Source organism: Acetobacterium fimetarium, assembly GCF_014284475.1.
GTDB classification, from domain to species: Bacteria; Bacillota; Clostridia; order Eubacteriales; family Eubacteriaceae; genus Acetobacterium; species Acetobacterium fimetarium.
Genome location: NZ_WJBC01000018.1, coordinates 23,499 through 48,830 on the forward strand (window position 1 = coordinate 23,499; position 25,332 = coordinate 48,830).

The 25,332-nt window shown below is 48.2% G+C and carries 15 protein-coding genes and 1 pseudogene; 10 read left to right on the forward strand and 6 right to left on the reverse strand.

Annotation, left to right across the window (positions count from 1 at the left end):
• Positions 1 to 43: 43 nt before the first annotated feature.
• From GH808_RS11445 to GH808_RS11460, 4 genes are all read left to right on the forward strand, one after another.
• On the forward strand, positions 44 to 898 hold the full coding sequence (locus GH808_RS11445) for a transposase (protein WP_186842932.1): 855 nt from the start codon (positions 44 to 46) through the stop codon (positions 896 to 898).
• 20 nt (positions 899 to 918) lie between these two features.
• Positions 919 to 2,457 (forward strand): YifB family Mg chelatase-like AAA ATPase, encoded by a 1,539-nt coding sequence (locus GH808_RS11450; protein ID WP_186842933.1) that lies wholly within the window; start codon positions 919 to 921, stop codon positions 2,455 to 2,457.
• 8 nt (positions 2,458 to 2,465) lie between these two features.
• Entirely contained in the window at positions 2,466 to 3,593 is a 1,128-nt protein-coding gene (gene dprA, locus GH808_RS11455; RefSeq protein WP_186842934.1) for a DNA-processing protein DprA, read from the forward strand.
• A 197-nt stretch (positions 3,594 to 3,790) separates the two neighbouring features.
• Positions 3,791 to 4,864 carry a hypothetical protein gene (locus GH808_RS11460; protein WP_186842935.1) on the forward strand — a complete coding sequence of 358 codons (1,074 nt, stop codon included), beginning with the start codon at positions 3,791 to 3,793 and terminating at the stop codon, positions 4,862 to 4,864.
• A 243-nt stretch (positions 4,865 to 5,107) separates the two neighbouring features.
• Here GH808_RS11460 and putP read toward each other — a convergent pair whose 3' ends face one another.
• Both putP and GH808_RS11470 read right to left on the reverse strand, forming a co-directional pair.
• The gene (gene putP, locus GH808_RS11465) at positions 5,108 to 6,664 is read right to left on the reverse strand and encodes a sodium/proline symporter PutP (protein ID WP_186842936.1); all 1,557 of its coding nucleotides are present in this window, start codon (positions 6,662 to 6,664) and stop codon (positions 5,108 to 5,110) included.
• A 109-nt stretch (positions 6,665 to 6,773) separates the two neighbouring features.
• Positions 6,774 to 7,175, reverse strand: a complete 402-nt coding sequence (locus GH808_RS11470; protein WP_186842937.1) for a hypothetical protein — start codon at positions 7,173 to 7,175, stop codon at positions 6,774 to 6,776.
• Between the two features lie 189 nt (positions 7,176 to 7,364).
• On the opposite strand from GH808_RS11470, the gene GH808_RS11475 reads away from it, so the two are divergent.
• Both GH808_RS11475 and GH808_RS11480 read left to right on the forward strand, forming a co-directional pair.
• Complete coding sequence (locus GH808_RS11475; RefSeq protein ID WP_186842938.1) at positions 7,365 to 8,093, forward strand: LytR/AlgR family response regulator transcription factor; 729 nt, start codon at positions 7,365 to 7,367, stop codon at positions 8,091 to 8,093.
• A 121-nt stretch (positions 8,094 to 8,214) separates the two neighbouring features.
• Complete coding sequence (locus GH808_RS11480) at positions 8,215 to 9,414, forward strand: sensor histidine kinase (protein WP_186842939.1); 1,200 nt, start codon at positions 8,215 to 8,217, stop codon at positions 9,412 to 9,414.
• Positions 9,415 to 9,631: 217 nt separating this feature from the next.
• On the opposite strand, the pseudogene GH808_RS11485 reads toward GH808_RS11480, so the two are convergent.
• The 4 genes and pseudogenes from GH808_RS11485 to GH808_RS11500 all read right to left on the reverse strand — a co-directional run.
• Positions 9,632 to 10,711 (reverse strand): annotated as a pseudogene (locus tag GH808_RS11485) (methyl-accepting chemotaxis protein); the annotation flags it as partial.
• 84 nt (positions 10,712 to 10,795) lie between these two features.
• On the reverse strand, positions 10,796 to 11,110 hold the full coding sequence (locus GH808_RS11490) for a hypothetical protein (RefSeq protein ID WP_186842940.1): 315 nt from the start codon (positions 11,108 to 11,110) through the stop codon (positions 10,796 to 10,798).
• Positions 11,111 to 11,343: 233 nt separating this feature from the next.
• Positions 11,344 to 11,718, reverse strand: a complete 375-nt coding sequence (locus tag GH808_RS11495) for a hypothetical protein (protein WP_186842941.1) — start codon at positions 11,716 to 11,718, stop codon at positions 11,344 to 11,346.
• A gap of 124 nt (positions 11,719 to 11,842) precedes the next feature.
• Positions 11,843 to 13,876, reverse strand: coding sequence for a leucine-rich repeat protein (locus GH808_RS11500; protein ID WP_186842942.1), 2,034 nt, complete (start codon positions 13,874 to 13,876; stop codon positions 11,843 to 11,845).
• 300 nt (positions 13,877 to 14,176) lie between these two features.
• Here GH808_RS11500 and GH808_RS11505 point away from each other — a divergent pair, with 300 nt between their 5' ends.
• The 4 genes from GH808_RS11505 to GH808_RS11520 all read left to right on the forward strand — a co-directional run bounded on the left by GH808_RS11505 (position 14,177) and on the right by GH808_RS11520 (position 25,294).
• Positions 14,177 to 15,970, forward strand: a complete 1,794-nt coding sequence (locus GH808_RS11505) for an O-antigen ligase family protein (RefSeq protein WP_186842943.1) — start codon at positions 14,177 to 14,179, stop codon at positions 15,968 to 15,970.
• Positions 15,971 to 16,237: 267 nt separating this feature from the next.
• A complete protein-coding gene (locus GH808_RS11510; RefSeq protein WP_186842944.1) occupies positions 16,238 to 20,650 on the forward strand; it encodes an Ig-like domain-containing protein in 4,413 nt (1,470 codons plus the stop codon).
• A 258-nt stretch (positions 20,651 to 20,908) separates the two neighbouring features.
• Positions 20,909 to 25,015 carry an Ig domain-containing protein gene (locus tag GH808_RS11515; protein WP_186842945.1) on the forward strand — a complete coding sequence of 1,369 codons (4,107 nt, stop codon included), beginning with the start codon at positions 20,909 to 20,911 and terminating at the stop codon, positions 25,013 to 25,015.
• A 24-nt stretch (positions 25,016 to 25,039) separates the two neighbouring features.
• Positions 25,040 to 25,294, forward strand: a complete 255-nt coding sequence (locus GH808_RS11520; RefSeq protein ID WP_186842946.1) for a hypothetical protein — start codon at positions 25,040 to 25,042, stop codon at positions 25,292 to 25,294.
• Positions 25,295 to 25,332 lie beyond the last annotated feature (38 nt).

Below are 25,332 nucleotides of genomic sequence, written 5' to 3' on the forward strand. Positions count from 1 at the left end.
GATGCCAGTTTCTGATAAAATAATATCAAAGCGGGGTGATTGTTTGGGCAGAAAACCGATGGTGGAATACAGTGGCGGGGTCTATCATTTGATCCAGCGGGGAAATAACCGCGAATACATTTTCAGTCGCAATGAGGATAAGGAATTCTTTCTGGAACTGATCCGTGAGGTTCAGTTAAGGATGGGGTTTGAATGCTACGGTTTTGTCATCATGGGGAATCATTATCACCTGATCTTCAAAAGGCATGAGGTCCCGATCAATGAGATCATGCATCGGATCAATTCCCAGTTCAGTCGCTACTACAACCAGAAAAACAAACGTACCGGCCACGTTTTTGAAAACCGGTACAAAGGCTACCATGTCAAGGATGATCGCTACCTGTTGTCACTGCTCAGATACGTGCATCAGAATCCGGTGTCGGCAAAAATCTGTGGCCATGTCTGGGAATACCGGTGGAGCAGTGATCAGTATTATCGAAAAAACAATCCCCTGAGCCTGGTCAACATCGATTTCGTGCTGGCTATATTTTCGCAAGATCGTAGCCAGGCGATACCGGCCTACTGCGAGTTTATGGACGCGAGACAGCTGGAAAATCAGTCTGATTTTGAAACACCAGACCAAAATGAAACGACGAAAAAAACGGCGACGCCCCTGGCGCCGGATAAAAAATCAGAGCAAAAAACCAGTCAGCGAACGCTGGATGAGCTTTTAAGAGCTGCTTCAGGGGATGAAGAAATCTATCATGCCATCAAATCGGGTTCGCGAAAGCGGTTTTTAAGCACCCATAAAAAAACTTTTATTCTGATGGCGATCCGGGAAAACTACACGATGCGGCAGATTGGTGAGCATATCTCCGTCAGCGAAGTGGCGATTTATAAAATGTCAGTTAAAGAGTGAAAATCTTCCGGGAGGGAAATATGGCATCGATTGTAAACAGTTTTGCGATTTCAGGAGTTGAGGCCTATCTGGTGGATGTTGAGGTGAAAACCATCCCCGGCCAGCCGATGATCTCAATAGTGGGTTTGGGTGACACGGCGGTCAAAGAGGCACGGGAACGGGTTGAAGCCGCGATCAACGACAGCCGATACACCTTTCCCCAGAAGAAGGTGGTCATCAATCTGGCTCCGAGCGATCTGAGAAAAAGCGGGTCTCATTTTGATTTATCGATTGCCATCGGCATTCTGATTGAAACTGGCCAGCTGGTACTGAAAAAAGAAGAAAAATTCGGGATTATCGGTGAACTGTCCCTGAATTCCCGGCTGCGGGCCTGCTCCGGGATTCTGCCAATGGTGATTGCGGCAAGAAATGCCGGCGTCAAAAACATCATCGTGCCGCGGGATAATCTGCGGGAGGCGTCGCTGGTCGCCGGTATCCAGGTTTACGGCTTTGCGGCGCTGAAGGATGTGGCGGAATTTCTGGAGGATAAAAAGCCCTATCAGGCGGATGAAAAGAATACCGAATCCCCTGCCCGTGACGGGATGGAAGGGGTTGATTTTTGCGACGTTCAGGGACAGGATGGCCTGATTGAGTACATCGTTGTGGCCGCTGCCGGCGGTCATAATCTGCTGATGATTGGTTCGCCCGGCTGTGGTAAATCGATGATTGCCAAGCGGATCCCGACCATTTTGCCCAGCATGACGGAAGAGGAAGCTCTGGAAGTCACAAAAATCTACAGTGTTGCCGGCATTCTGAAGGAAAAAGGCGGCCTGATCCGCAACCGGCCGTTCCGATCGCCTCATCACAATGCTTCCACCAACTCTCTGATTGGCGGCGGCAAGGATGCCACTCCCGGTGAAATTTCGTTGGCCCATAACGGGGTATTGTTTCTGGATGAAATTGCCGAGTTTGGGAAAAATACCCTGGAATCCCTGCGCCAGCCGATGGAGGATCAGCGGGTTACCATCTCCCGGGTCAGATATACCAACACCTACCCGGCCAGCTTCATGCTGGTGGCAGCCATGAACCCCTGTTCCTGCGGCTACTTTGGCACGGATCGCTGCAAATGCACCGATTATGAAGTGATGAAATACCGGCAGAAAATTTCCGGGCCGATTATGGATCGGATGGATATCCAGAAATATGTGCGGCCGGTTGACTTTATGGATCTGTCCAACGACTATCAGGGCGCCACCTCTGAAAGCCTGAGACAGCGGGTTGAAGCGGCCCGTAAAATCCAGCAGCAGCGGTTTGCCAAGATACCGGGGATCAACTGCAACTCCCAGATGAGCAATCAACTGATTAAGGAACACTGTATCCTGGAAGACGATGGAAAAAAGCTGCTGATGCTGGCCTATCAGCGGTATCAGTACAGTGCCAGAGCCTATCACAAGTATCTCAAGGTGGCCAGAACCTTTGCCGATATGGAAGCATCGGCAAAGATCCGCAAAAAGGATGTGGCCCTGGCCATCATGGCCAGAGATTTAGAGAAGGATCGGGCAGGCATGACTGTTCTGTAAGGGGAAAAATGGAATACTGGATCTGGTTAAATCAACTCAGGGGCATCGGCCCCGTCACTCAGAAAAAACTGCTTGCGCATTTCAAAACGCCGCAGCGCATTTACGAGTCATCTGCAGACGAACTGGCGAGCGTTCCGGGAATGGGTTCGGCGCTGGCGCAGTCAATCGGCGAAGCCCGTTCACTGGACGGGGCTTTTTGCGTTTTGGAGGAGCTAAATCAGCAGAATATGAAAGTGCTGGTCTATGATGATCCCCGATACCCGAATCTGGCCAAAGCATGGCCGGCCACACCGCTGGTTCTTTATTATCTGGGAACCATCCGAAAAAATAGCGTTGGTCTGGGCATTGTCGGCTCCCGACGATGTTCGGCCTACGGCAAGCAAGTGGCCGTGGAAGCCGCTGAGTGGCTGGCGCAACAAGACATCCCGGTCATCAGCGGACTGGCCAAGGGGATTGATGGCTATGCCCACACCGCCTGTCTGAAAGCCGGGGGTTATACCATTGCTTTTTTGGGAAACGGCCTGGATCTGTGTTATCCGAAGGAACATCGGGCGTTGCAGGCGGCCATCATTGAAAACGGCGCCGTGATTTCCCGATATCTGCCGGGAACAAAGCCCCGGCCGGAACATTTTCCCCAGCGAAACGGGCTGATCAGCAGCTGGAGCCGAAAACTGCTGGTGGCGGAAGCGGGCGAAAAAAGCGGCGCGCTGAGCACCGCTCAGTTTGCCAAAGCGCTGAATCGGGAAATCCTGGTTCCGCCGCATGAAATTTATCGTACGAGCGGTCAGGGAACCAATCAGCTGCTCAAAAACGGGGCCACCCTGTATCTGAAGCCGGCCCAGCTTATTTTTTCGGCAGCACCGTTTTTAAGTGAAACGGATGAAATGGCGGCACCGGTGACAACTTCACCGTCAAACCGGCTGCCAAAGCGGTCACCGAGAAAACTGACGCCGGATGAAGCCAAGATTCAGGCGGTTCTGATCAGCTCGGAAAAGAACATTCAACAGATTGAAGCGCTCACCGGCATCGATCAGGTGCATCTGATTGAACAACTGGCGATCATGGAGCTGGAAGGCTTGGTCACATTATCCGGCAGTGGCTGCTATAAATTGACGGATGAGGAGCCGTTTTATTGAGCCAATCAGGGATGGTTAATATTAGATTTTCTAACCACTTAAAAAACTAAAAAAGACGACCCGAGTTCCGAAGAACCCGAATCGTCTCTCTTTTTTATTGCTCTGTTTCTCAACCGCCAACTCAATAAGTTAATAAGTTAAGTGACAGGTACCGTATATGCAAGAAAGCCCCGGTTAAACAGGTGGTGGAGCCAGGGGTGACGCCGCCGATTGTGACGCCACCGGTAGTACCGCCGCCGACGCCGCCGGTTGTGCCACCGCCGGTAGTACCGCCGCCGCCGGTTGTGCCACCACCAGTAGTACCGACGCCGACGCCGACGCCAGGCGGCGGGGGTTCCAGCTATACACCGTTAAGTTCAATTTCGGCCATTGTTGGCGTTCCACAGGTTGGTGTCGAGTTATCAGCCGGGACAATAGCACCGAACGCCGCAACGATCAATTTTCAATGGCTGATATGTAATACAGCAGATGGCCCATATACAAATATTACCGGCGCTACATCAAGTACGTATACACCGGCAGCTGATGATGCTGGGCAATACATTAAGTTGAAAGCAACTGGGGTAGGTAGTTATTCTGGGACGGTGACGAGTGTGGCTACAGGAGTTGTTGCACAAAAAGTAATCACAACCGGAGCAATTGCAGGAGTAACAGCACCAGTAAAAGGAGCGGCTCCAGTAGATTCAATTGCGGAAACTGCTGAATACACAGCAGCAATTGCCTGGTCTCCATCAGCTGCAACCTATGCTGCTGATACAGAATACACAGCAACAATTACAATCATACCAAAAGCAGGATATACTTTGACAGGTGTGGCTGAAAACTTCTTTACTGTAGCAGAAGCTGCAGCAACAAATGCGGCTGATACAGGAGTAGTAACAGCAGTGTTTCCTAAGACAGCAGCAAGCAGTGTTGCCCAATTAGCTTCAGCTACAATTAAAGGCGTAACTGTTGATGATTTAGGAACACCTAATGCCGATCTTGATTCAGCAACGCAAGGATACGTATCAATTACTCCAGAACAAGCCGCGGATACTTCACCTTTAGAACCTTTCATCACATTGTTTGATCCGGCGGATGCTGCAGCAGCAGTAAAAGTTGTTAAGTATCCAAACGGTACATCAGCTTTCAGCAACTTTGAAGAAGCAGATGCTTATAATAATGAAGCTATAGCTGACGGTGATATTTTCATTATTCGGGTTACGGCAGAAGACAAGAGCATTCTATACTACTCTGTTTTTGTACAAATACACAACCCTAATGTCAAATAACCATTGGAGCAGATGTCGATATTGGCACCGGTGAGGCAATAGGCACCCGGGGAGCTTGGTTTAAAACAGTGTATGATAATAACGGAAAAGCGGCTGGAACATATAAATTGGAGGAAACTACCTGGAGTAAAGAATCATAGCGAGGCCATGTAGGCAATAATGCGATATCCCAATAAAAAAACCGCTGCAAATTTATTTGCAGCGGTTTTTTTTAGTGCCGGCTAAGCGCCAGGAACGTAGTCCCTAGGCGGCTTTCGCCTGTTCAAATTCAGCCTGGATTTCCGCGGATGGTTCCTTGCTCAGCAGGGATACCACCACGATAAAGGCACAGGATACTAAAAAGGCCGGCAATAATTCGTAAATACCGAAAACACCGCCTAAAGGCTTGATTAAAAGCCGCCAGATAAAGACCATGCCGCCACCGGCCAGCATGCCGGCGATCGCACCTTCGCGGGTGGTGCGTTTCCAGAACAGCGAGAAGAGCATCAGTGGTCCAAAGGTGGCACCGAATCCAGCCCAGGCAAAGGCGACAATCGTGAAGATGACGCTGTTTTCGTCCAAAGCCAGCAGTACGCCGATGACTGCTACCGAAATCAGGATGATATGGGAAACCCGCATGATTTCTTTGTCGCTGGCGTTCTTTTTCAGAATGCCCTCATAAATGTTTTTGGAAAAAGCCGATGCCGCAATCAGCAGGTAGGAGTCCGAAGAACTCATGGTGGCGGCCAGAATGCCGGCCATCACAAACCCGGCAATCAGTGGCGGCATCAGATTGGTTGCCATCACGATAAAAATGCTTTCCGCACCGCTTGGTGTCAGCAGCTCAGTTGGGAACAGGACCCGGCCGATCATCCCGAACATCACAGCGGCAAAAAGCGAAATGACACACCAGCTGGTGGCAATCCGTCTGGCCTTGGGAATTTCATCAGCATCCCGGATGGCGATAAATCGCAGCAGTACCTGGGGAACACCGAAATAGCCCAATCCCCAGGACATTGTGGAGATGATGGTCAGGAAGGTGTAAGGCAAGGCGGCCCCGAACAGGGGGTCGCCGGTGGCGCTGACCTGCTGGACACCGTCAACAAGCGTTGGGCTGGCAATCCCGAAGAAATCAAAGAATCCGGGAATGCTCTGGATATTCGTCATAACAGCGCCAAAACCGCCGGCAGCAGCAGCACCCATGACGAGCACAAGAATGATGGCGATGAACATGATGACGCCCTGCATGAAGTCGGAAACGCTCTCGGCGAGAAATCCGCCTAGTAAGGTATATAAAATAACAAAAAAGGCGCCGGCGATCATGACCACCTGGTACTGAATGCCGAAGAGGGAATTAAAGAGTTTTCCCACGGTTACAAAACAACTGGCGGCATAGACCGTGAAGAAAACCAGAATAAAGATGGAAGCAATCAGCATGATCACTTTCCGGTTTTCTTTGAAACGATTGCTGAAATATTCCGGAATGGTGATGGCATCACCAGCGATTGAGGAATAGTTCCGCAGTCGTTTGGCGGTAATCTTCCAGTTCAGATAGGTTCCCAAAGCAAGCCCCAGGGCTGTCCAGAAAGCATCGGCGAAGCCGCACCAGTAGGCTACGCCGGGCAATCCCATCAGGAGCCATCCGCTCATGTCCGAGGCTTCCGCGCTCATGGCTGCAACCCATGGTCCCAGCGAGCGGCCGCCGATAAAATAATTGTCACTGTTCTCGTTGGCAATCTTTAAAAAATAGACGCCGATTCCGAGTATCGCCACGATATAGACAATCATGGCAATCAGTATTTGAATGCTGTCATTGTTCATTCTTTTCCTCCTAAATTGAATTCAATGTATTATAGCATAGAATGAATAAGTATACAAAAAAAACCGCTGGAAATTTGATTCCAGACGGTTTTTTGGGAAAGGCAGTTGTTTATTTGAAAGATGCAGTAGGCGTGCCATTTTCTATTTTCAGGGTAATTTCTGAAACTGAGAATAAATCGATCTTTGACCATTCCACGGTGGTTCCGGCAGAGTCGGCGATCATTAAATCCCAGTACTGATCATTGACTTCGCTGTCAAAGACGATGTCTGTGGAGCTGCCGCTGGGTAAGGTATCGGTGGTCAGGATGTCGTCGCCCCAGCTGTCTTCGCCGGTTGGTGATACATAAAGTGAATAGACTTCAATGCCGGTGTCATTGACAACCGTGAAGTCCTGAGAATAACTGGTTTCCTCATCTGATGATGACTTATCCGAAGAACCGCCACATCCGGCCAGGAGAAACACAGATAACAAAACAACCGATAACAAACTGATAATTTTTAGTTTTTTCATTTTACACCTCTTATAAAGTTTTATTACATTTATCATAACAGGCGACCGCTCTGATAGCAATTCACGTTCGCGAAGAAAAACGACATTTCGCGCAATGAATTTTCGACTTAAAATTGTAAAAGCAGCAGGACTATGGTAAAATTCAATCAGAGACTGAGTGGAAGCAAATTGTCATTTGGAGGACCAATATTGAAAATAACGGTATGTGAGGACGAAAAAGAACAGCAGGAGCGGATCAATCTGCTGATAAAAAAATATGCTGATATCAATTGCTGGGATCTGGAAATAAACTTCTTTGAAACGGATGATGATTTCTGGCGGCAGCGTGATGAAAAAGCGGACATCGTATTTCTGGATATCTATCTGAAAAATGGAAACGGCATTGAGATCGCCAGAAAACTCCGCCAATTGGAAGAAGACTGCGCCATTGTGTTTATCACATCCAGCAGAAGTCACGCCATTGAAGGCTTTGAACTGAATGCCCAGCACTATATCACGAAACCGGTGTCAGAAGAACAGCTTTTTGAGGCGTTAAAACGCTGTGAACAAATGGTGAATGAAGATGGCCGAAGTATCTGTATTCCGACCGGTAAACTGGTGATCAATGTCCGGCTCAAAGATATCATTTATGCGGAAGTGTTTGATAAACTGTGTATTCTGCATACGGTAAACGAAGATGTTAAAATCCACATGCCGTTATCGCAACTGGAGCAGGAATTGGGCGGTAGTCCATTTCTGCGCTGTCATCGATGCAGCATCATCAACATGAACCAGGTGGCTGACTACACCAATGACTGTTTTGTGATGAAGAACGATCATGAGGTTGCCATTCGCAGAAATGGCAGTGTGGAGATTCGACAGCTCTATCTGGATTTCATCTTCAATAAGATTAGAGGTAAGCATCGTGACATTCACTAATTTAAATATCGTCTGGGGCGTGTTTCTGTCAGTTTTTCCATATTTTATTCTGGCCTTCATACCGGTCTGGGATCAATAGCGCTATTCGAAAAAAGCAGCGGTGCTGTCAGCAGGTTTATGCATGTTTTTGAATATTGCATCGATTATTGTGATTATTCATACATTTCCCAACTGGAACAATTTCCGCTTTTTTCACAGTATTTTTTTCCTGTTATTATATGTCGTTATTTTTATTGTGATGGTCAGGGGGACGCCGGCCAAACTTGTTTTTCTGGCTTTTCTGGTCAAGACTTATGCCGATTTCATCGTCAACATGGCCAAGCTGCTGGAAGTCAATTATATCAGTCATATTGAACATCGGATCTATGTTCAGAGCTCCTATTCGTTTTATTTTAATCTGTTTCAGTGCCTGATTCTGCTGTTGACCTATCCGTTGGTCTGGGCTTTTTTGAGAAAGAAAGTCACCCATGTCATGAAGACGCACAATAAAGCCTGGGGCTTTTTATGGATCATTCCGTTGGTCTATTACATCATCAGTCTGTCTTTTACAGCCATGAATTACACCCTGATTGCCCAGTGGCAGTTTCTGGTTTTCAATCTGGTCTCGTTTTTTGGATTTCTGCTGATCTATTATGTTGTCATCGAAATGCTGGAACAATCGGAAAAGAACATTCTGCTTTCTGAAAGTAACCGGACCATCCGCCAGCAGCTTCTGGTTCAGGCGGATTATTACCGGAAATTCAGTTTATGCATCGAAGAAACAAGAAAAGCCGAGCATGATCTGCGCCATCATCTCAGAACCCTGCAGGGCATGATTCACCAGAGTAATGGCGAAAACGCGGATGATTATATTCAGGAACTGCTGGGGAACCAGTTGAACCTTTCCGACATGATGTATTGCAGCAACGATGCGGTCAATGCCATTCTGGGTTATTACGCAAATGTCTGCAAGCAGGAAGGCATCGACTTGCGCATCGCCACGGAAGCGGCAAGTGATCTTTCAGTTGATGAATCGGATCTGTGCGTGGTCTTTGGTAATCTGCTGGAAAATGCCGTTGAAGCATGCCGCAGAATGGCGGATGCAAATCGGGTCATCGAAGTTTCATCCCATCAGGTCGGCAATCAATTATTCATCACGGTGGACAACAGTTATGCCGGAGAATTAAAGATAAAAAAAGGGGTCTACCTCTCTCAAAAGAGAAAAGAAGAACCCGGCATCGGCATCTTGTCAGTGACGGCCATTGCCAAGAAATATATGGGTCAGGCATCGTTTGAAGCGGGGGATCAGCGCTTCCGGGTATCGATCGTGATGCGGGGATAAAAAAACAGCAGGAGGCTTTTGCAAAACTCCGATGTGATTGTCCGTTGCTGCTATTATCCATGACACGCATGAGATCGGACACTCTAATGAGTGTTCGCTACAACGCGCATCACCGGATAATGAGCAGCCTCGGACAATGATAGCGGTTTAAGTGCAAAGCCCCTGCTGTTTTTTAATGCTGTTTGATAATGGTTTCCAAATGGTTGTGGTGCTCAGATCAGCGCAGCTGAAACTGGCCAATCATTTCTTTTAACATAATCGATTGACCCGACAGTTCTTCACTGGCGGCAGGGCTTTGCTCGGCGGTCGCCGAGTTCTGCTGCACGACTTGCGCAACCTGTTCGACACCCATGCTGATCTGGGCAATGCCGGTGGCCTGTTCGTTGGAAGAGGTGGCGATGTTGCCAATCAGACTGGTAACCTGACTGATACCAGTGACAATTTCATCCAGTGCGCCGGCGGTTTCGTCGGCAATCTTGGTACCTTCCTGGACGTTTCGGATCGAACCTTCGATTAATCCGGTGGTTTCTTTGGCAGCGTCGGCGCTTCGGGCTGCCAGTGTTCTGACTTCCTCCGCAACGACAGCAAATCCTTTTCCGTGCTGCCCGGCTCGGGCGGCTTCCACCGCTGCGTTGAGCGCTAAAATATTGGTCTGGAAAGCAATATCATCGATGACCTTGATGATTTTGGAAATATCCTCGGAAGATTTGTTGATTTCGACCATCGATCGCTGCATTTCCGTCATCTGATGATTGCCATTTTCGGCATTTCCCATGACATCGGTGGCCAGTTCTTTGGCTCGATTCGCGTCAACAGCATTGTTTTTGGTCTGATCGGCAATTTCCGCGATGGAGGCGGTCAATTCCTGGATGGAACTGGCCTGTTCGGTGGAACCCTGGGCCAGCGACTGACTGCTGTCAGAAACCTGATTGGCGCCGACATTGACCTGCTCGGCGGCATTGTTGATATCGCTCAACAGGGAATTCAGTTTCAGAATAATGGTATTGAGTGATTTGGAAATCGTGTTGAAATCGCCGGTGTAAGTCCGGACATCGTCAATATTGAGATTCCCGTTGCCAATTTCTTCAGTGATTTCAGAAATTTCGGTCACAACGGTGGTGAAACGTCTTCCCATTGTATTGACGGACGATTTTAATGCTTCAAAGCTTCCTTTATAAGTACCGTCCACGGAGACATTCAAACTGCCTTCGGACATGGCGTTCATAACCGTCACGACTTCGTCCAGCGGTTATGCGATTTTTTCAAGAATGCCATTCATGCCTTTAATCAGCTTCTGCAAGGCATCGCATCCAGGATGGCCCGAAAGTAGTCTCTTTGATCGGATAGCGTTGCCATTACCAGATTGACCTGACCGATGGCCTCATTCTCCCAGCTGATCCGGTGATTTTTCAACGCCTCGAGCTGCTTCAAGATCACCATCAGCGATGCGGTTGGCAACTTCGGTCAGATTGGCTAGTTGATTGGAGGTTTTTTTCATGCCCAGCACCATCACGCCAATGATGACAGCTAATCCGATTCCGTCAATCAGCACCAGACTACTTTGAATATCAGAAAACTGGCTGGAATTCTGCCCCACAACCACCATTGAAATGCCGACGGTTACCAAAAAAACCAAAGCAACTGGCAAAACAACGGTCATCAGGATCTTTGACAACAAACTTTTTTCATGCTTCATTCTTTGTTCCTTTCTAATTTGGGGTTACGTATATTCAGTTGATCATTTTGCCTTTTCGTCACCACTTTTCCATGAAAGATTATACCACTGGTCTATGTTTCCATAGATGCTGTTACTCTTCACAGCAGGGGTATTCAATCAAGCCTGTTTACATACGTTCAATATTATATCTGATGCAATTAGTAAACGCAATCACATTATTTGTTTTTAGGGGAGCAAGAGGAGTGATGAAATCATAAATATCGAAAAAATGATGAGATGGTCAGAGTCCGGTCCGAGGTCAGAATGTAGTAAGGAAATAGCGCACGATGTTCAATCTCCCCAGCTTCAGTATAATAGACATAATTGGACTGGTAGGTTACGTTTTTTAAAACCGAAATGGAGATCAGGTATTTCAGCGTGGTCAGGTATTTATCGGTGGCTGACCCGTCGCTTAGCATGGGCAGGTGAATCACATCGTCTAAAATAAGGTATTTTTTATTTCCCATCATCTGCTGAAAGATATGGTCGTAAACTGGCTCTTTTTCACCGGGGATAAACATACGGATGTGGGTTTTTTCGCTATTGAATAGCTCCCGGTCGATGGTATAGCGGATGGTTTTCAGCACGCTGGTTTCATCGGTTATAATTTTTTGTGTGACGGCATCGTTATCATTGTTCCGGGGAGTTCGATGCTAAGTAAAAAGCAGCGACTCGTTATGAGTGCGCTGCTTTCTTATGGGGGAATGTGAATTATTTATTTTCCTGGAATGGATTTTCGGTTGATCCGGGAGCTGGGCTGTCTTTTGGCAATATCAGGATTTCGATGGCCTCCAGGCGATAGGCAAAACCGGCGGTTCCGGCATCGGCACCGTTTTTGGCCCATCCCATCCAGCCCACGTTCTGGGCATGAACATGGTAGTAGATGTCAAATTTATCGGCATCGGCACCGGAAAGGTTAATCCGGATGGCTTCCAGGCGGAGGGATTCGTGGCTGGTGCCGCTCATTTCGCCATTCTTTTTCCAGTCCTGCCAGCCATAGTTCTGAACGTGGGTGGCATAGTTAACCGACAGATCGTATTTCTGCTGGTCCAGCTTGATGTTGATGGCTTCCAGTCGAAGGGCTTCGTGGCTGGTGCCGCTCATTTCGCCATTCTTTTTCCAGTCCTGCCAGCCATAATTTTGAACATGGGTCTGGTAGAGGACATCGATGGCAGAGGTTGCCTGGACAGGGACAAACGGAATGCCATACTTTTCAGCAAAGGTTTGGGCGTAGGAGCCGTTTGACCCGTAAATGGTGGTCAACGGACTCTGATCAAAAATATTACTGGTGATCGATGTGGTGGTGTTCGGGATGACGACCTTTGACAGGGATAAACAGCCGGTAAAAACATTCCCGGCGTTAATGGTCGTTAAACTTTTGGGCAATGTCACTTCCTTCAAGCTGCTACAATATTCAAATGCTCTGTTATCAAGGGTGGTCAGACTGTTGCCAAGGACTAAATTTTCCAGTTTGTCACAATAGACAAAAGCGCCTGAACCGATGGTTGTTGTTTTATCGGGAATCGTCAGGCTGGTCATACTATTGCATCGGAAAAACGCATTGTTACCGATAGTTTCAAGTGATTCAGGCAACTTTAGAGTCTGAAGTTTGGCGCATCCACTGAATGCATTGTTGCCGATAGTTTCAAGTGATTCAGGCAATTTTAGAGCCTGAAGTTTGGCGCATTGATCGAAGGCATTGTTGCCAATTGAAACGACATTGCCATTGAAAACAACTTCTTCTAAATTAGAACACGACATGGCCACATTGGCAGGAATTTTTGTGATGCCTTTACCAAAGGTTAATTTGACAAGTGATTTGCAAGAGGCAAAAATTCCGTCCCAATAATAGAGCGTACTGCTTTCTTCAAAATTCGTAACCGAATCAGGGATGACAACCTCAGTGATATTAGTATTCTTGCTAAAGGTTTTTAAGCCAATGGAAACAACCGGTTTTCCGGCTATCGCAGACGGAATGGTCAGATTTGTTTCCGATCCATTGTAATCGACGATTTTAATGCCGCCTGGTGTTTCTTCGCCATAAAAACCATTCACCTGAAGATCCATATCGATAAATACCGCACTATTCGAATTATTTGCAACATAAGTTTCGGCATACGAACCTTTTTTGCCGATTACTTTCAAGGCATTACCAGAATACAGGCAAGCACTATCGATTTGAGTGGTTGCCTCCGGAACGACAATCCTCTCAACCCAGGTATAACCATAAGAAACGGCTCTAAAGGTCTTGACATTGTTGCCGAGAATCAGACTGGTTAGGCTATTCTTGGAAAAACCACTGCGGACTTCAATAACCGGTTTACCGTCGATGGTATCAGGTATGGTTACGTCATTAGCCGATCCGTTATACTTTGTAATGGCAACGCCACCGGCAATTACCTCGTAGGTAAATTCTCCGGAAACTGCTTCAGTCTGAACTGTTTCCGGAACCGCGGTATCCGAAATCACGGATGCCGGATTATCCAGTTGGGGCAGATTGATTTTTTGATCAACGGATGAAGGGGTCTCGGCGGCCGTTTTTTCAGTGGCAGGATTTTCGGCCGAGACGGTATCCGTTTTAACGGAAAGATCCATAGTCACTTTTTCTTCTACCGGCACACTTGCAACCGCACCGATAGTCGGGTCAGGCTGAACGTTTTCAGCGAAGACACCCGCAGGCATCATACTGATGGTGAATAGAAACACCATCATCAAGGACAAAGTTTTCTTAAATTCATTTTTCATAAGCTCTCCTCTCAACTTTTAAGTCATGTCCTATTTTTGCATAATTTGAATAGGTTTACAAGATGTGGCAGTTTGTGTGCCATGATTATTTTTTAAATTTGAATAAAACAGCGACACTAGTATGAGTATCTTCAATGAAAATAGCATAGCATTACAACTAAATGCATTTAGCTCACATAAAAAATAAAAAAAAACTGGCACACCAGTTGCCACAGGTTGAAATGAAGAAGCAAGCACTCTATAATTGAAGAAGCCGTGTCTTTTCAGTTCGACACTTAATTTATTTCACAAGGAGTTTGTATGACCCATAATCGACGAAAGCAGAAATCAAAAAAGAATCATCCGATTACCAGGCAAACGGCATCGCAACAAACGACCTCTGCGTCAGATAATGGAATGGCGCACTCGATCAGCAATGAAGTTCGTATTTTCAAATGGATGCTCTTTGCCTTTCCGTTCCTGTTTGGTTTATTTTTTGAATTTACGGTAGCATTTGCAGGGATCATTCTGGTTGTTTTTCTGCTGTATCTGATAAAAAAGAACGGACAAATCAGGCTAGCATGCAATCTTTATTCGCTGCTGCTCATTTTTGTCTTCCTAAGCTACCTGTTGGTTTTACCCTGGTCGGTAGACTGGGGAATCGGACTGATCGGTTTTATGAAGTTTTCAACAGTCATTCTGTTTATCCTGGTGCTGATGCAGTTCGAGCGGGCTGAAATAGCCGATTGTTTCAATGTGATCCCCTGGTCCGGCTGTGCGATGGTCATTTTGACCGGCATGACTTATTTTATTCCGGATCTGGCGGGCTGTTTTATCGATGCCGGACGTCTGGGGGGCTTTTTTCAGTATGCCAACACCTTTGCACTGTTTCTGCTGATTGGCGTAATTGTTCTGGCCGAGTCAAATTTGATCAATTCTCTGGAAATCAGTAAAATGGCGGTGCTGACGGGCGGCATGCTGTTAACGGGTTCGCGAATTACTCTGATCATGCTTTTGGGGGTGCTGATATACTATGCGGTTTTTTCAAAAAAAATGCGAAAAACCGTCATCATTATCGGTGCAACCGCATTGGCAGTGATTGCCGGCTTTTTTTTGTTGAGTGGCAGTCTCAGTACGATAACCCGTATTACGACCATTTTTTCGGATTCCAGCACCTTGCTGGGACGTCTTTTATATGCCCGGGATGCCTGGTTCATGCTGCTAAAACACCCGATGGGGACGGGGTATATGGGCTATTATTATCTGCAGCCCCAGTTTCAGACCGGCGTTTACACCACCCGATTTGTCCATCAGGAATTTCTGCAGATGGGACTGGACGCCGGCATTCCGGCAATGATGGCCTTCCTGTTTGTCTGCATCCGCAGCCTGTTTTCAAAAAGCCGGTCAAAAATGGAAAAGCTCATTCTGACGGTGGTCTTACTTCATGCCTGTCTGGACTTTGATTTTCAGTATCTGGTGATTCTTTACATTCTGATGATGACCCTCGATTTCGGAAAAAGCAAAGGATATGCAGCGGGCTCGGCGCTGACGGCGGCTAAGGTTTCGCTGATTGCGCTGGGGGTAATATATCTGTATTTCTTTGCGGCCCTTCTGACGGAACGTCTGGGGGATCGGGAAAATGCCCTGAAAATGCTGCCATTTAATACAGAAATAAAAATCTACGCCCTGAGTCAGGCGCAAACAGCGGAGGCCTTTGAATACTGGTCGGACCAGGTCCTTGCTCAAAACAAAACCATCGCCCTGGCCTATGAAGGGCGGGCAGCCGTTGCCGTCAGCCGGAATGATTTTGATGCCATGGCGGAAAATATGGATAAAGTGCTGCAAAATGATCCCTATCAGCTTGAAAAATACCAGGAGTATTTAAAAGCGCTGGAGACAGCGATGAATTATTATAATAATCAGGGCGATACCAAAAAGCTGGAAAAATTTGCCCGGATTGCCGTAAGCATACCGGAGCGTCTGGACGCAGTGAAAAACAGAACCAGCAAACTGGCCAATCAGATTGAAGAAAAACCGGAACTGGAGCTGACCCAAAACGAACAGGTTTATCTGTTGAATCTGAAAAAAGTGATCGATGAACTGGCGGCGAAGTAAAACCGGGGGCAAAGCAAAACATAGCGAAACGGTATTTTGAACTCCTCTTAAAATAAAGTTCAAATTTTTTTGCAAATAGTTTTTCTAATGGCGTTATCAGGGCCCGGTGTGACCCTGATTTGGTTAGACGATCGGGATAATCCTGTTTTTCGATAAATTATTTCACAAATTCTTATATTGATGGTAAACTACTGGTAAAAAGAAACGATAATATATATAGAATAAATTGAAATAATAAGACAAGTGCAATAGGAAAGGTAAAAATCAATGAAAAGAAAATGTATCGGCATTTTAACGGGGATTATGTTGATTCTGACGGTGTGTGCAACCAGCGTTTTTGCGGAAGAAAATCCAATGGCTACCGGGTTGAAATCATTGCTTGGCAGCTTAACAACACGTTCAGTTCAGGAATGCGGCGTAACCTACCGTACCCAAGTTCAGGATATCGGCTGGGAAACAAACTGGATGACCAACGGCTATACAGCAGGCACGCAGGGACGCAGTCAGCGGCTGGAAGGCATTCAGATCAAACTGACGGGAGCGGTGCCGGCGGACGCAAGGATCATCTATCGGACCCAGGTTCAGGATCAGGGCTGGGAATCGGAATGGTCGCAAAACGGGGATATCTCCGGAACCGTCGGAAGAAGTCTGCGACTGGAAGCCATTCAGATCAAACTGGTGAACATGCCGGGCTACTCGGTCCGCTATCGTTGTCACATCCAGAATCTGGGCTGGGAATCGGAATGGTCCGAAAATGGCGAAATTGCTGGAACCGTCGGGAAAAGTCTGCGACTGGAAGGCATTCAGATCATGATCGTTAAAAATGCGGGTGATCTGGAGAAATACAACGAAGTGTTGTCCGTTGCCAAAAGCGTCGATCAGGAAAAATATACGCCGGAATCCTGGGCCTATCTGCAGGCGACATTGACCGGCTTTGCAGTCGCTTCAACCAGCACCCAGAACGAGGTGGATGTGGCAACCAGAGCCATCCAGAACGCTTTCAATGCCCTTGTTTTAAAGGATAATGCTCTTTACTACAGTAAGGCCGGAACCTACGGACCGGCCACCGGGATGGCGGAGCTGGCTCAGGACGTGGTGATCAAAGCGGATGGCGTCACGCTTCAGAACACCCATATCACCGGAAATCTGATTATTTCCGAAGAAGTGGGGGACGGTGATGTGATGCTCAACAATGTCACCGTGGATGGCAATACCTTTGTCCGGGGCGGCGGAGTGGACAGCATCCACATCAATGGCGGCAGCTACAGTAAGATAACGGTACAGAAGACCGCCACCGGAAAGGTTCGCATCGTCGCGACCAATGTGGCCGGTCTTGATGTTGAAATTGCGGAAGGTGATGTTAACGATACGGTCATTCTGGAAGGCAGTTTTGATACCGTTCAGGTTGATGCACCAGGGGTGATTGTTTCAACCAGCGGCACGACGGTTATCAAGAAGATGATCGTATCCGAAGCGGCAGCCGGTTGCAAGGTCGTCATCAATACCGGCGCCTGTGTGGATAAGCTGGTCGTCGATGCCAAGATGGACATTCGGGGACAGGGACAAATCGTCAAGGCAGAAATCAATGCGGACAATGTCACCTATCAAAAAATACCGGATGCTGTCGAAGTGGATTCTCATGTTACCGTACCACCAGTTGAGGTAACTGTACCGGTCGTATTGGTTACCGATATGAAAATTCAGAGTGCCGATGACACAACAACGATTGCAGTGGGTAGTTCGCTGCAGATGAGTGTGGTCATCACACCTTCCGATGCCACCAATAAAAATGTGAAATGGTCACTGCTGAATCCGGACGGGGTTGCGACGATCACAAGTACTGGGCTGGTTTATGCCAGAAAAACCGGAGCAGTGACGGTTCAGGCCGAAGCGCTGGATGGCTCAGAGGTTTCCGCCACCAGAACCATTGTGATCAATGATCCCGGAGTGCCAACCATTTTTTCCAATACGAATATACTTTACAATGCTGAAAATCAGGACTTTGTGCTGACGCTTGAAAATGATACCTTTACGCAGGCGGCCTATGTCCTGACCAACTGGACGAGCACAATGGGCGAGACGGGACTGACAATCGCATCGATCGACCGAAACAGCGACACCCAGGTAACGGTACACACCGCAGGAAAAGCGAAAGCGGGCACGATCACGATCAAAGCCAAGTCAGCTGCCCTTACCAGAGGTCTGGAAAGCAATATCCTGACCATCGATGTGCCGGTTATTCATGTTACCAGCGTTGCCGTTGCGGGGGCCAATATCACCGCCGATAACGGCAGTGCTCAGCTGAGCGCCTCGGTATCGCCGACGGATGCCACGAACAAGAAAATCATCTGGTCGATCACAAGCGGTGCAAGCTGTGCCAAAATCAGTGAAGACGGATTGCTGACGGCCTTGAAGGATGGCGATGTGGTCGTCCGGGGCACGTCGGCCGATGGCTCGGGCGTTTACAGTGAGGTCACCATCAAGGTATCCAACCAGTTTGAGACGACGATTTCGGCAAATCCGACCACCATTGCCAATGGAAGCAAAGATCCGAAGCTTGTCATTACGCTGACCAACGACAAATTTACCGCCAGGTCGCTTGTTGAGAACAAGGATAACTGGACGGTAGCCGGCACAACCGGACTGAGTATCGATACCATTACCAGAGACAGTGATACCCAGGTCACCATTTTGTTGAAAGGGACGGCCCAGTATGGCGACTTTAAGCTTAAGACCAAGGAAACGGCGACAGTCAATGCCGAAGTCAGCAACGAGGTTGCCGTGACGGTGCCGCCGATCCCGGTTGATGCGATCATAATTTCGCCGTATCTGGAGCTGACTGCGGGAGAAAGCAGCAAGCTGACGGCCTCGGTATTGCCGGAGTCCGCTTCGATAAAAACCCTGAGCTGGAAATCAAGTGAAAATGTCGTGGCTTCGGTTGATCAGGACGGTCTGATCACCGCGCATTATGAAGGACTGGCGTTTATCACAGCGATCAGTTATGATGGCAAGAAAGCGGCTACCTGCGCAGTGAAGGTGACGGCATCCAATGCGCAGAACCAGGCAATCGTCGATGCTGAAGCACTGAAGTATCAGGATGCGGTGACTGTTCCCAGGGAAGTGGCAGAGAATGCAGACGTCACCGCCACGGTGGCAAAACTGCTGGACAGCAAGGCCGCCGGCACCAATATCGAGTTGAGTTACTCCGTATTGGACGATAAGGATTCGACGGTGACGGAAGACAAATACCAATACCTGAAGATTGACAACGGGAAAGTTATCCTGAAACAGCAGAAAATAACGCCGGGTGATGCCACCGAACGCATTCTGATCACCTTTAAAAAAGGCGACAAGATCGCAACGCACAAGGTGACGGTGACGATCCAGACGACAACAACGCTGCAAGCCACCACGTTGAGCAAAATAGCGGAAGGCAATAACAGTTTACCGGCGGAAGCGCAGGCCAATCAGGCGGCCCTGGTTCAGGATTCAGGCGCTCCCAATAATGCGTACACCTTCAGAGCGAAGGCGCCGTTGCAAAGTTATCTCTCCGCTGATCCGAATCAGGGCAGCGGCAAATGGGCCGGTTTTGTGATAAATACTGGGCTGAAAACCATTGAAGGGCTTTCCGTTGATACCGGCAGCGGCAAATACTACGATTTCACCACTGCCGATAAAGCAGAAGCGTTAACAGTCGGTGCCGGTGCGGGTCAGTTTGTCTTCTGGATGAAGACCGACGTTGCCGCACAAAGAACCCTCAAAATAAAGAATGGTTCAGATATCAAAACGATCACGATTGATGTGGTTGATTTTGCGTTTGAAAGTATTACAAAAAATACCGATACAACCAAATACGTGCCGGACGATGGTGCAACGACAGTGAGTTTTGCAAACAACATCGTAACGGTGGGCGGAACGATTCCTTATCAGACGACCAGCATCGCAGGCTTCAAAGCGGGCACGAATCTCTTTGAACTGAAGGTTAAGCTGACAAATGTGGATAAAACCAAGGCTGCCTTCAAGTCGGTGGGGTCCGTGACCAATACGTATGATGCCAAAGACCAATGGATGGATGGCGATGATTACTTCTATTATATCGGGGCCGCGTCATCCCTGGATCAGAGCATCACGCTGACGGTTGACTATGACGGAAATTGGGAGACGAAAAACGACCAGATTTCCTGTGTAATTAAAATAGCCGCCGGCACAACCATATTGGCGCCGACCCAGGATCAGGTGCTGAAAGTCATTGAACCGACAATCACATCGGCGAAAAACACGGTAACGGGAAAATATGAAGTAACGGTAGACTATAAAAACCCGCCGGCTACAGCTTTGGAACCGAATGAGAAAGCTCTGTTAAACGGATATTATGCGGATGCGGCGATCTACATTCCGGCGGGAGTCCATGGCGACTTTACGATTACTGCTTTTGGCAGTGATAAACCTGTTCACCTGGATGGTTCGCAACAGACTCTGTATCTGTCAAAAATTCTGGGGCTGACAATGACGGAGGCCAATCTGATTCTCAACCAGTCAGATGGATTTACCGTAAATTTCAGTTCAACTAATGTGGACAGCATGAACTTTAAAGTCCAGTCGGTGGTCAGAGACAATCAGACGATAAATGCGAAAATCATTCCCTACGGTAGCCTCGTCGAAGTATTCTACCCAAACTAACAAGCGCGTACCCCCGGATGGATTCGGGTAAAAACAAAAAATACCGATGATCATCGGAGCTCTCCCTGTCTGTCAGCTGTTTCAGGGAGAGCTTTTTTGCATTGAATTTTTGTGAATCATTGCAAAAACCTTAATTAAAGTGTAAAATATCCGATATAGATACTGTAGATAAAAGTATTTTTAATACTTTAGAAATAGGAGCGAAAAAATGAAAAGTGATAACAGATTTACAATGACAAAGAGAGGGCGGTTGCATCGATGAAAAAAACAGTAACAGGTATTCTGATCATCGTTCTGCTGACAACAGGGGCTTTTCCGGCGACAGCTCTGGCGCAGGATAATTCGGTTGATACCGCAGCAACGGTCGGAGTCGAGTATGAAACCCATATTCAGGATTACGGATGGGAAACAAGCTGGGTGCCGGATGGAAATCTTTCCGGAACTGTCGGTCAGGCCAAGCGTCTGGAGGCGTTGAGGGTTGAATTGACCGGCGATGTGCCAGCCGGCGCGACAATTGAAACAAGCGTCCACGTGGAAAACAAGGGCGATATGAGTCCGGTTGCCATGGGGAAAATGGCCGGAACCCAGGGCGAGGGGCTTCGGATGGAAAGCATCAAGCTGGAACTCAAGAATCTTCCCGGTTACACCATCAAATACAACGTTCATGTGGAGAATCAGGGCTGGCTGCGGGATCAGCTGGACGATTCAACCTGGTTTGTCGGCGGCGAATACGCCGGCACCAAAGGTTATGGCCTGCGTCTGGAAGCCATCCGGATCAAGCTGGTCAAGCTGAATACCGATTATGACACCTATCTGGCGGCGCTGGCGCAGGTGACGGAATCCGATTATACCTCCGATTCGTGGACGGCCTATCAGACGGTCGTCAAAGCCAATGCGGCAACGGCGAAAGATACCGCCACCAAAATAAAAACGGCAACGGCCAATATCACCAAGGCCCAGGCCAAGCTAGTCAAAGGAAAAAACATGGCCAACTACAAAGCAGCGCTTGCTGCTGCGGTGGAAGTCGAGTGTACGGCGGACACCTGGGCAGAATACCAGAAAGTCCTAGATGCCAATGTAGTCAGTCAGCTCAATACCCAGGCTGAAATTGACAAGGCCACTGCGAATCTTCTGGCAGCTCAGAAAAAGCTCAAACGAAAGGTCGATTTCACAAAATACAAAGAAGCCTTGGCTTCGGTGAGAGAACCAGACTTTACAGCAGAGACCTGGGCAGAATACCAGGCCACGATTAGCGGGATCGTCATCATCGAGGAAAGCAGCCAGACCGAGGTGGATGCCGCCACACAGAAGATCATTGAAGCTCAGAACAAGATGGTGCGCAAATACGATTTCAGTGCTTACAATGCGCTGCTGGAGGCAGTCAAACAGAAAGACTATACCGATGTCAGCTGGGCCATCTACCAGATCATTTTGAGTGAAAATGTGGTGGACAGCAGTAATACCCAGAGTGAAATTGAAACCGCCATCAAAAATATTGAAACCGCCCAGAAAAAACTGGTCAGGGCCAGCGATCTGATTGCATATACAGCGACATTAAGTGTTGCCATCAAAGCGAATTATACGACCGCTTCCTGGGTGATTTATCAGAAAGTGGTCGAAGCGAATGTGGTCACCGGCAACCATACCCAGGCTGAGGTCAACACTGCTGTGGCGAACATTCAGGCTGCCCAGAAAAAACTGGTCAGAGTCGGTATCATGACCGAATACGATGAGCTGCTGCTGAAGGTCAAACAGTCGGACTACACCACCAAATCCTGGGATACTTACATCAAAGTCGTGGCGGCCAGCCCGGTAACCGCGGCCAGCGGGCAGTCCGCGATCGATGCTGCCATCATCAAGATTGAAGCGGCGCAGCTGAAACTGGTGCGCCGGGGTGATCTGACCAAGTACAATGCAGCCATTAATGCGTGCAAAGAAAGCGCCTATACATCAAAGACCTGGGCAGTCTATAAAAGTGTTCTGAATGCAAATGTCAGAACCTTTGACGATACCCAGACTGTGATTGATGCTTCGACGGCAAAGATTCTGGAGGCCCAGAAAGCGCTGGCCAAGAAGGGCGATCTGACGGCTTACCGGGCGCTGATCGATACTAAAGCCCTGGAACAGGATAAGTATACGGTCAAGTCCTGGGCCGTTTACCAGAGCAGTTTGAAAGGCAAAGTCATGACGACAGATAATTCCCAGACAGAGATCGATGCGGCCATTGTGGCGATTACCGAGTTTCAGAGAGCCCTGGCTGAAAAAGGCGATCTGACAAAATACAACGTGGCGCTGGCAAAAGGCGAGGCAAGAAAAGCGACGTGCACGACGGCCTCCTACACAGCTTACCAGAATAAATTAACCAGTACAAAAATATCAGGTATCAGTATAAATAAAATGACTACGGAGAATACACAGGATGACATTACAGCTGCAACAGCGGCAATAGAGGATGCACAACTATTGCTGGTGGATATTGCCGTCGGGCCTTATCAGGAATACCTGAAGGCGCTGGCAGCGGTCACGAAGGACGATTATCGGACCACCTACTGGAATACCTACCAGACAGTGGTCAAGGCCAATGTGAGAACCACCGAGGACGATACGGCCAAGATTGAAGCATCCATCGACGCAATTCAGGCGGCTCAGGATGTCCTCAATCAGACTGGTCTGGTCGCAAAAGACGCGCTGGCAGCCTATACTGCCCTGAAGAACGGTGTGAATAAGGCGGATTATACGACAGATTCATGGGCGGATTACCTGAAAGTCCTGGCACTGCCGGCCAATATTGTGACCCGGGAAAACAGCAGGACGGAGATAGAGACGGCCACCGCGGCTATTGCGGCGGCCCAGGCAAAACTGATTCCGGTTGGCCGGTTTGACGGGTTTTTAAAAGCCATTGAGCTTTACACTTATGATCTGCAGCATCAGACCAACAAAATCGGGAGCATCACGAAGCGCTACATCGATTCCGGAAATCAGACCTATCTGAATCAATGGAATGCTTACAAAACCACGGTGGAAGGCTTTGCAAATTTCGATGCGGCAGGAAAAGGTACCCCGAATGCGGTACTTCTGAGTGCCAGTGCCGAGGTGGTCAATGATGCAACAAACACCATTTTGAAGGATAAAAACAAGGTGACGCCGCTGGTGGACATGACCGCCTATTACACGGCGGTGAACAAAGTGCCATATGGGACGGAAGCGGAAATAGCCGAAACCACCAAAAAATATACCAAAAGCAGTCTGGACGTGTATCTGATTGCCTACAACAATGTCAAAGACAATATCATCAAGGAACCGATTTTGATTACGCATCAGGCGGTGGTATCCAAAGCGACTGGTATTCTTGCGACGGCCCAGACCCATCTGGTGGTAAAACCGAATATCAGCATCGGTACCAAGTTTGGAAATGAAGTTGAAGCATTTGGCAATTTGAGTCCGGACAGCAGCAACTATACCGCGGCGACCTGGACGGCTTATGAAGCGAAATACAATTACTACATCAACAATTATAGTGTTGAAAAGAATTCGCAGACGGACTATGATCTGGCCGGAGATGAGCTTAAAAAACTGAGAGCGGCGCTGGTATTTTCGGCAGGCCATGTGGGAAGCGCGATCACCAAAGACAAGCTGGCAACAGGCGGCGTTAATGTCGATACTGATCTGTTAACGAGGGCAAAAGATCTGGTTACTGCCGCTAAATACACCGGCTATACGGTTGCGCTGGCCACACCCACCGATCCAAAGAACGCCGGCATCGATGCAAGCGGGAAGGTCATTCCCGGTGCGACCAGTATCACCATCAGCTTTATGATTACGCATGCTGACGATCCAACGACAACGGTAACCATAACCGGTCTGATGGAAGCCAAGGCGGCGGCAGCGGAAGTGGCGCTGGCCGATTATAAAGCCAAAGCAGCGGCCGAGGTAAATCTTCTGGACGACAGCAATGCGGCAGCTGCGACTGCGGCAAAAAAAGCAGCGGAAGATGCAATAAAAGCCTATAAGACTGATGACAGCTTTACTTATTTTGATGCCAGAATGACCGCGGCAGATCAGCTATATACCGCCGCTCAGAACATCAAAACAGCCTATGACGCTGCGGTTACTGCGAAAACGGCATTTGATAACGGAATTTCTGAGACAACGGTAGGTGCATTAAAAACGGCTTTGGAAAAACTGTCAACAGCAGCAGCACCAACAGGCGTTAATGCGGCTGCCACCGCCACGGCAGCCGCAGCGAACGACTATGTTACGGCTACTAAAGCTGATGCCAAGCTTATTTTGGAGAGTGCATTCAAAGCAAACGTTGCAGCAGATCAAACAACCAATCAAGGCGAATTGGACATAACAATGCCTTGAGTTGATGCACCGACTCTTGCAGATTTGACAGTAACCGTACCGACTACTGGTGCTTATGCTAACAAAATTCAAGTAACAAAAACCGCATCTCCTGAGCTTTTAGTTAGTGCAGTAGATCCCTACACGGCGGCAGCCGGCACGGCAACAGTGACATTTGCACCGAAAGGCGATGTGGTAACATATTTTGGTGTGGAAAAAACGGTTTCAATTACAGTAACAATGCCAGTAGGTGGTGAAACGTCACCGGCAGCTTATACACCGCTGACCGTTTCAAAATAGGTCTCCGGCAATTTTACAGCGGTGAGGTTCAATCACCG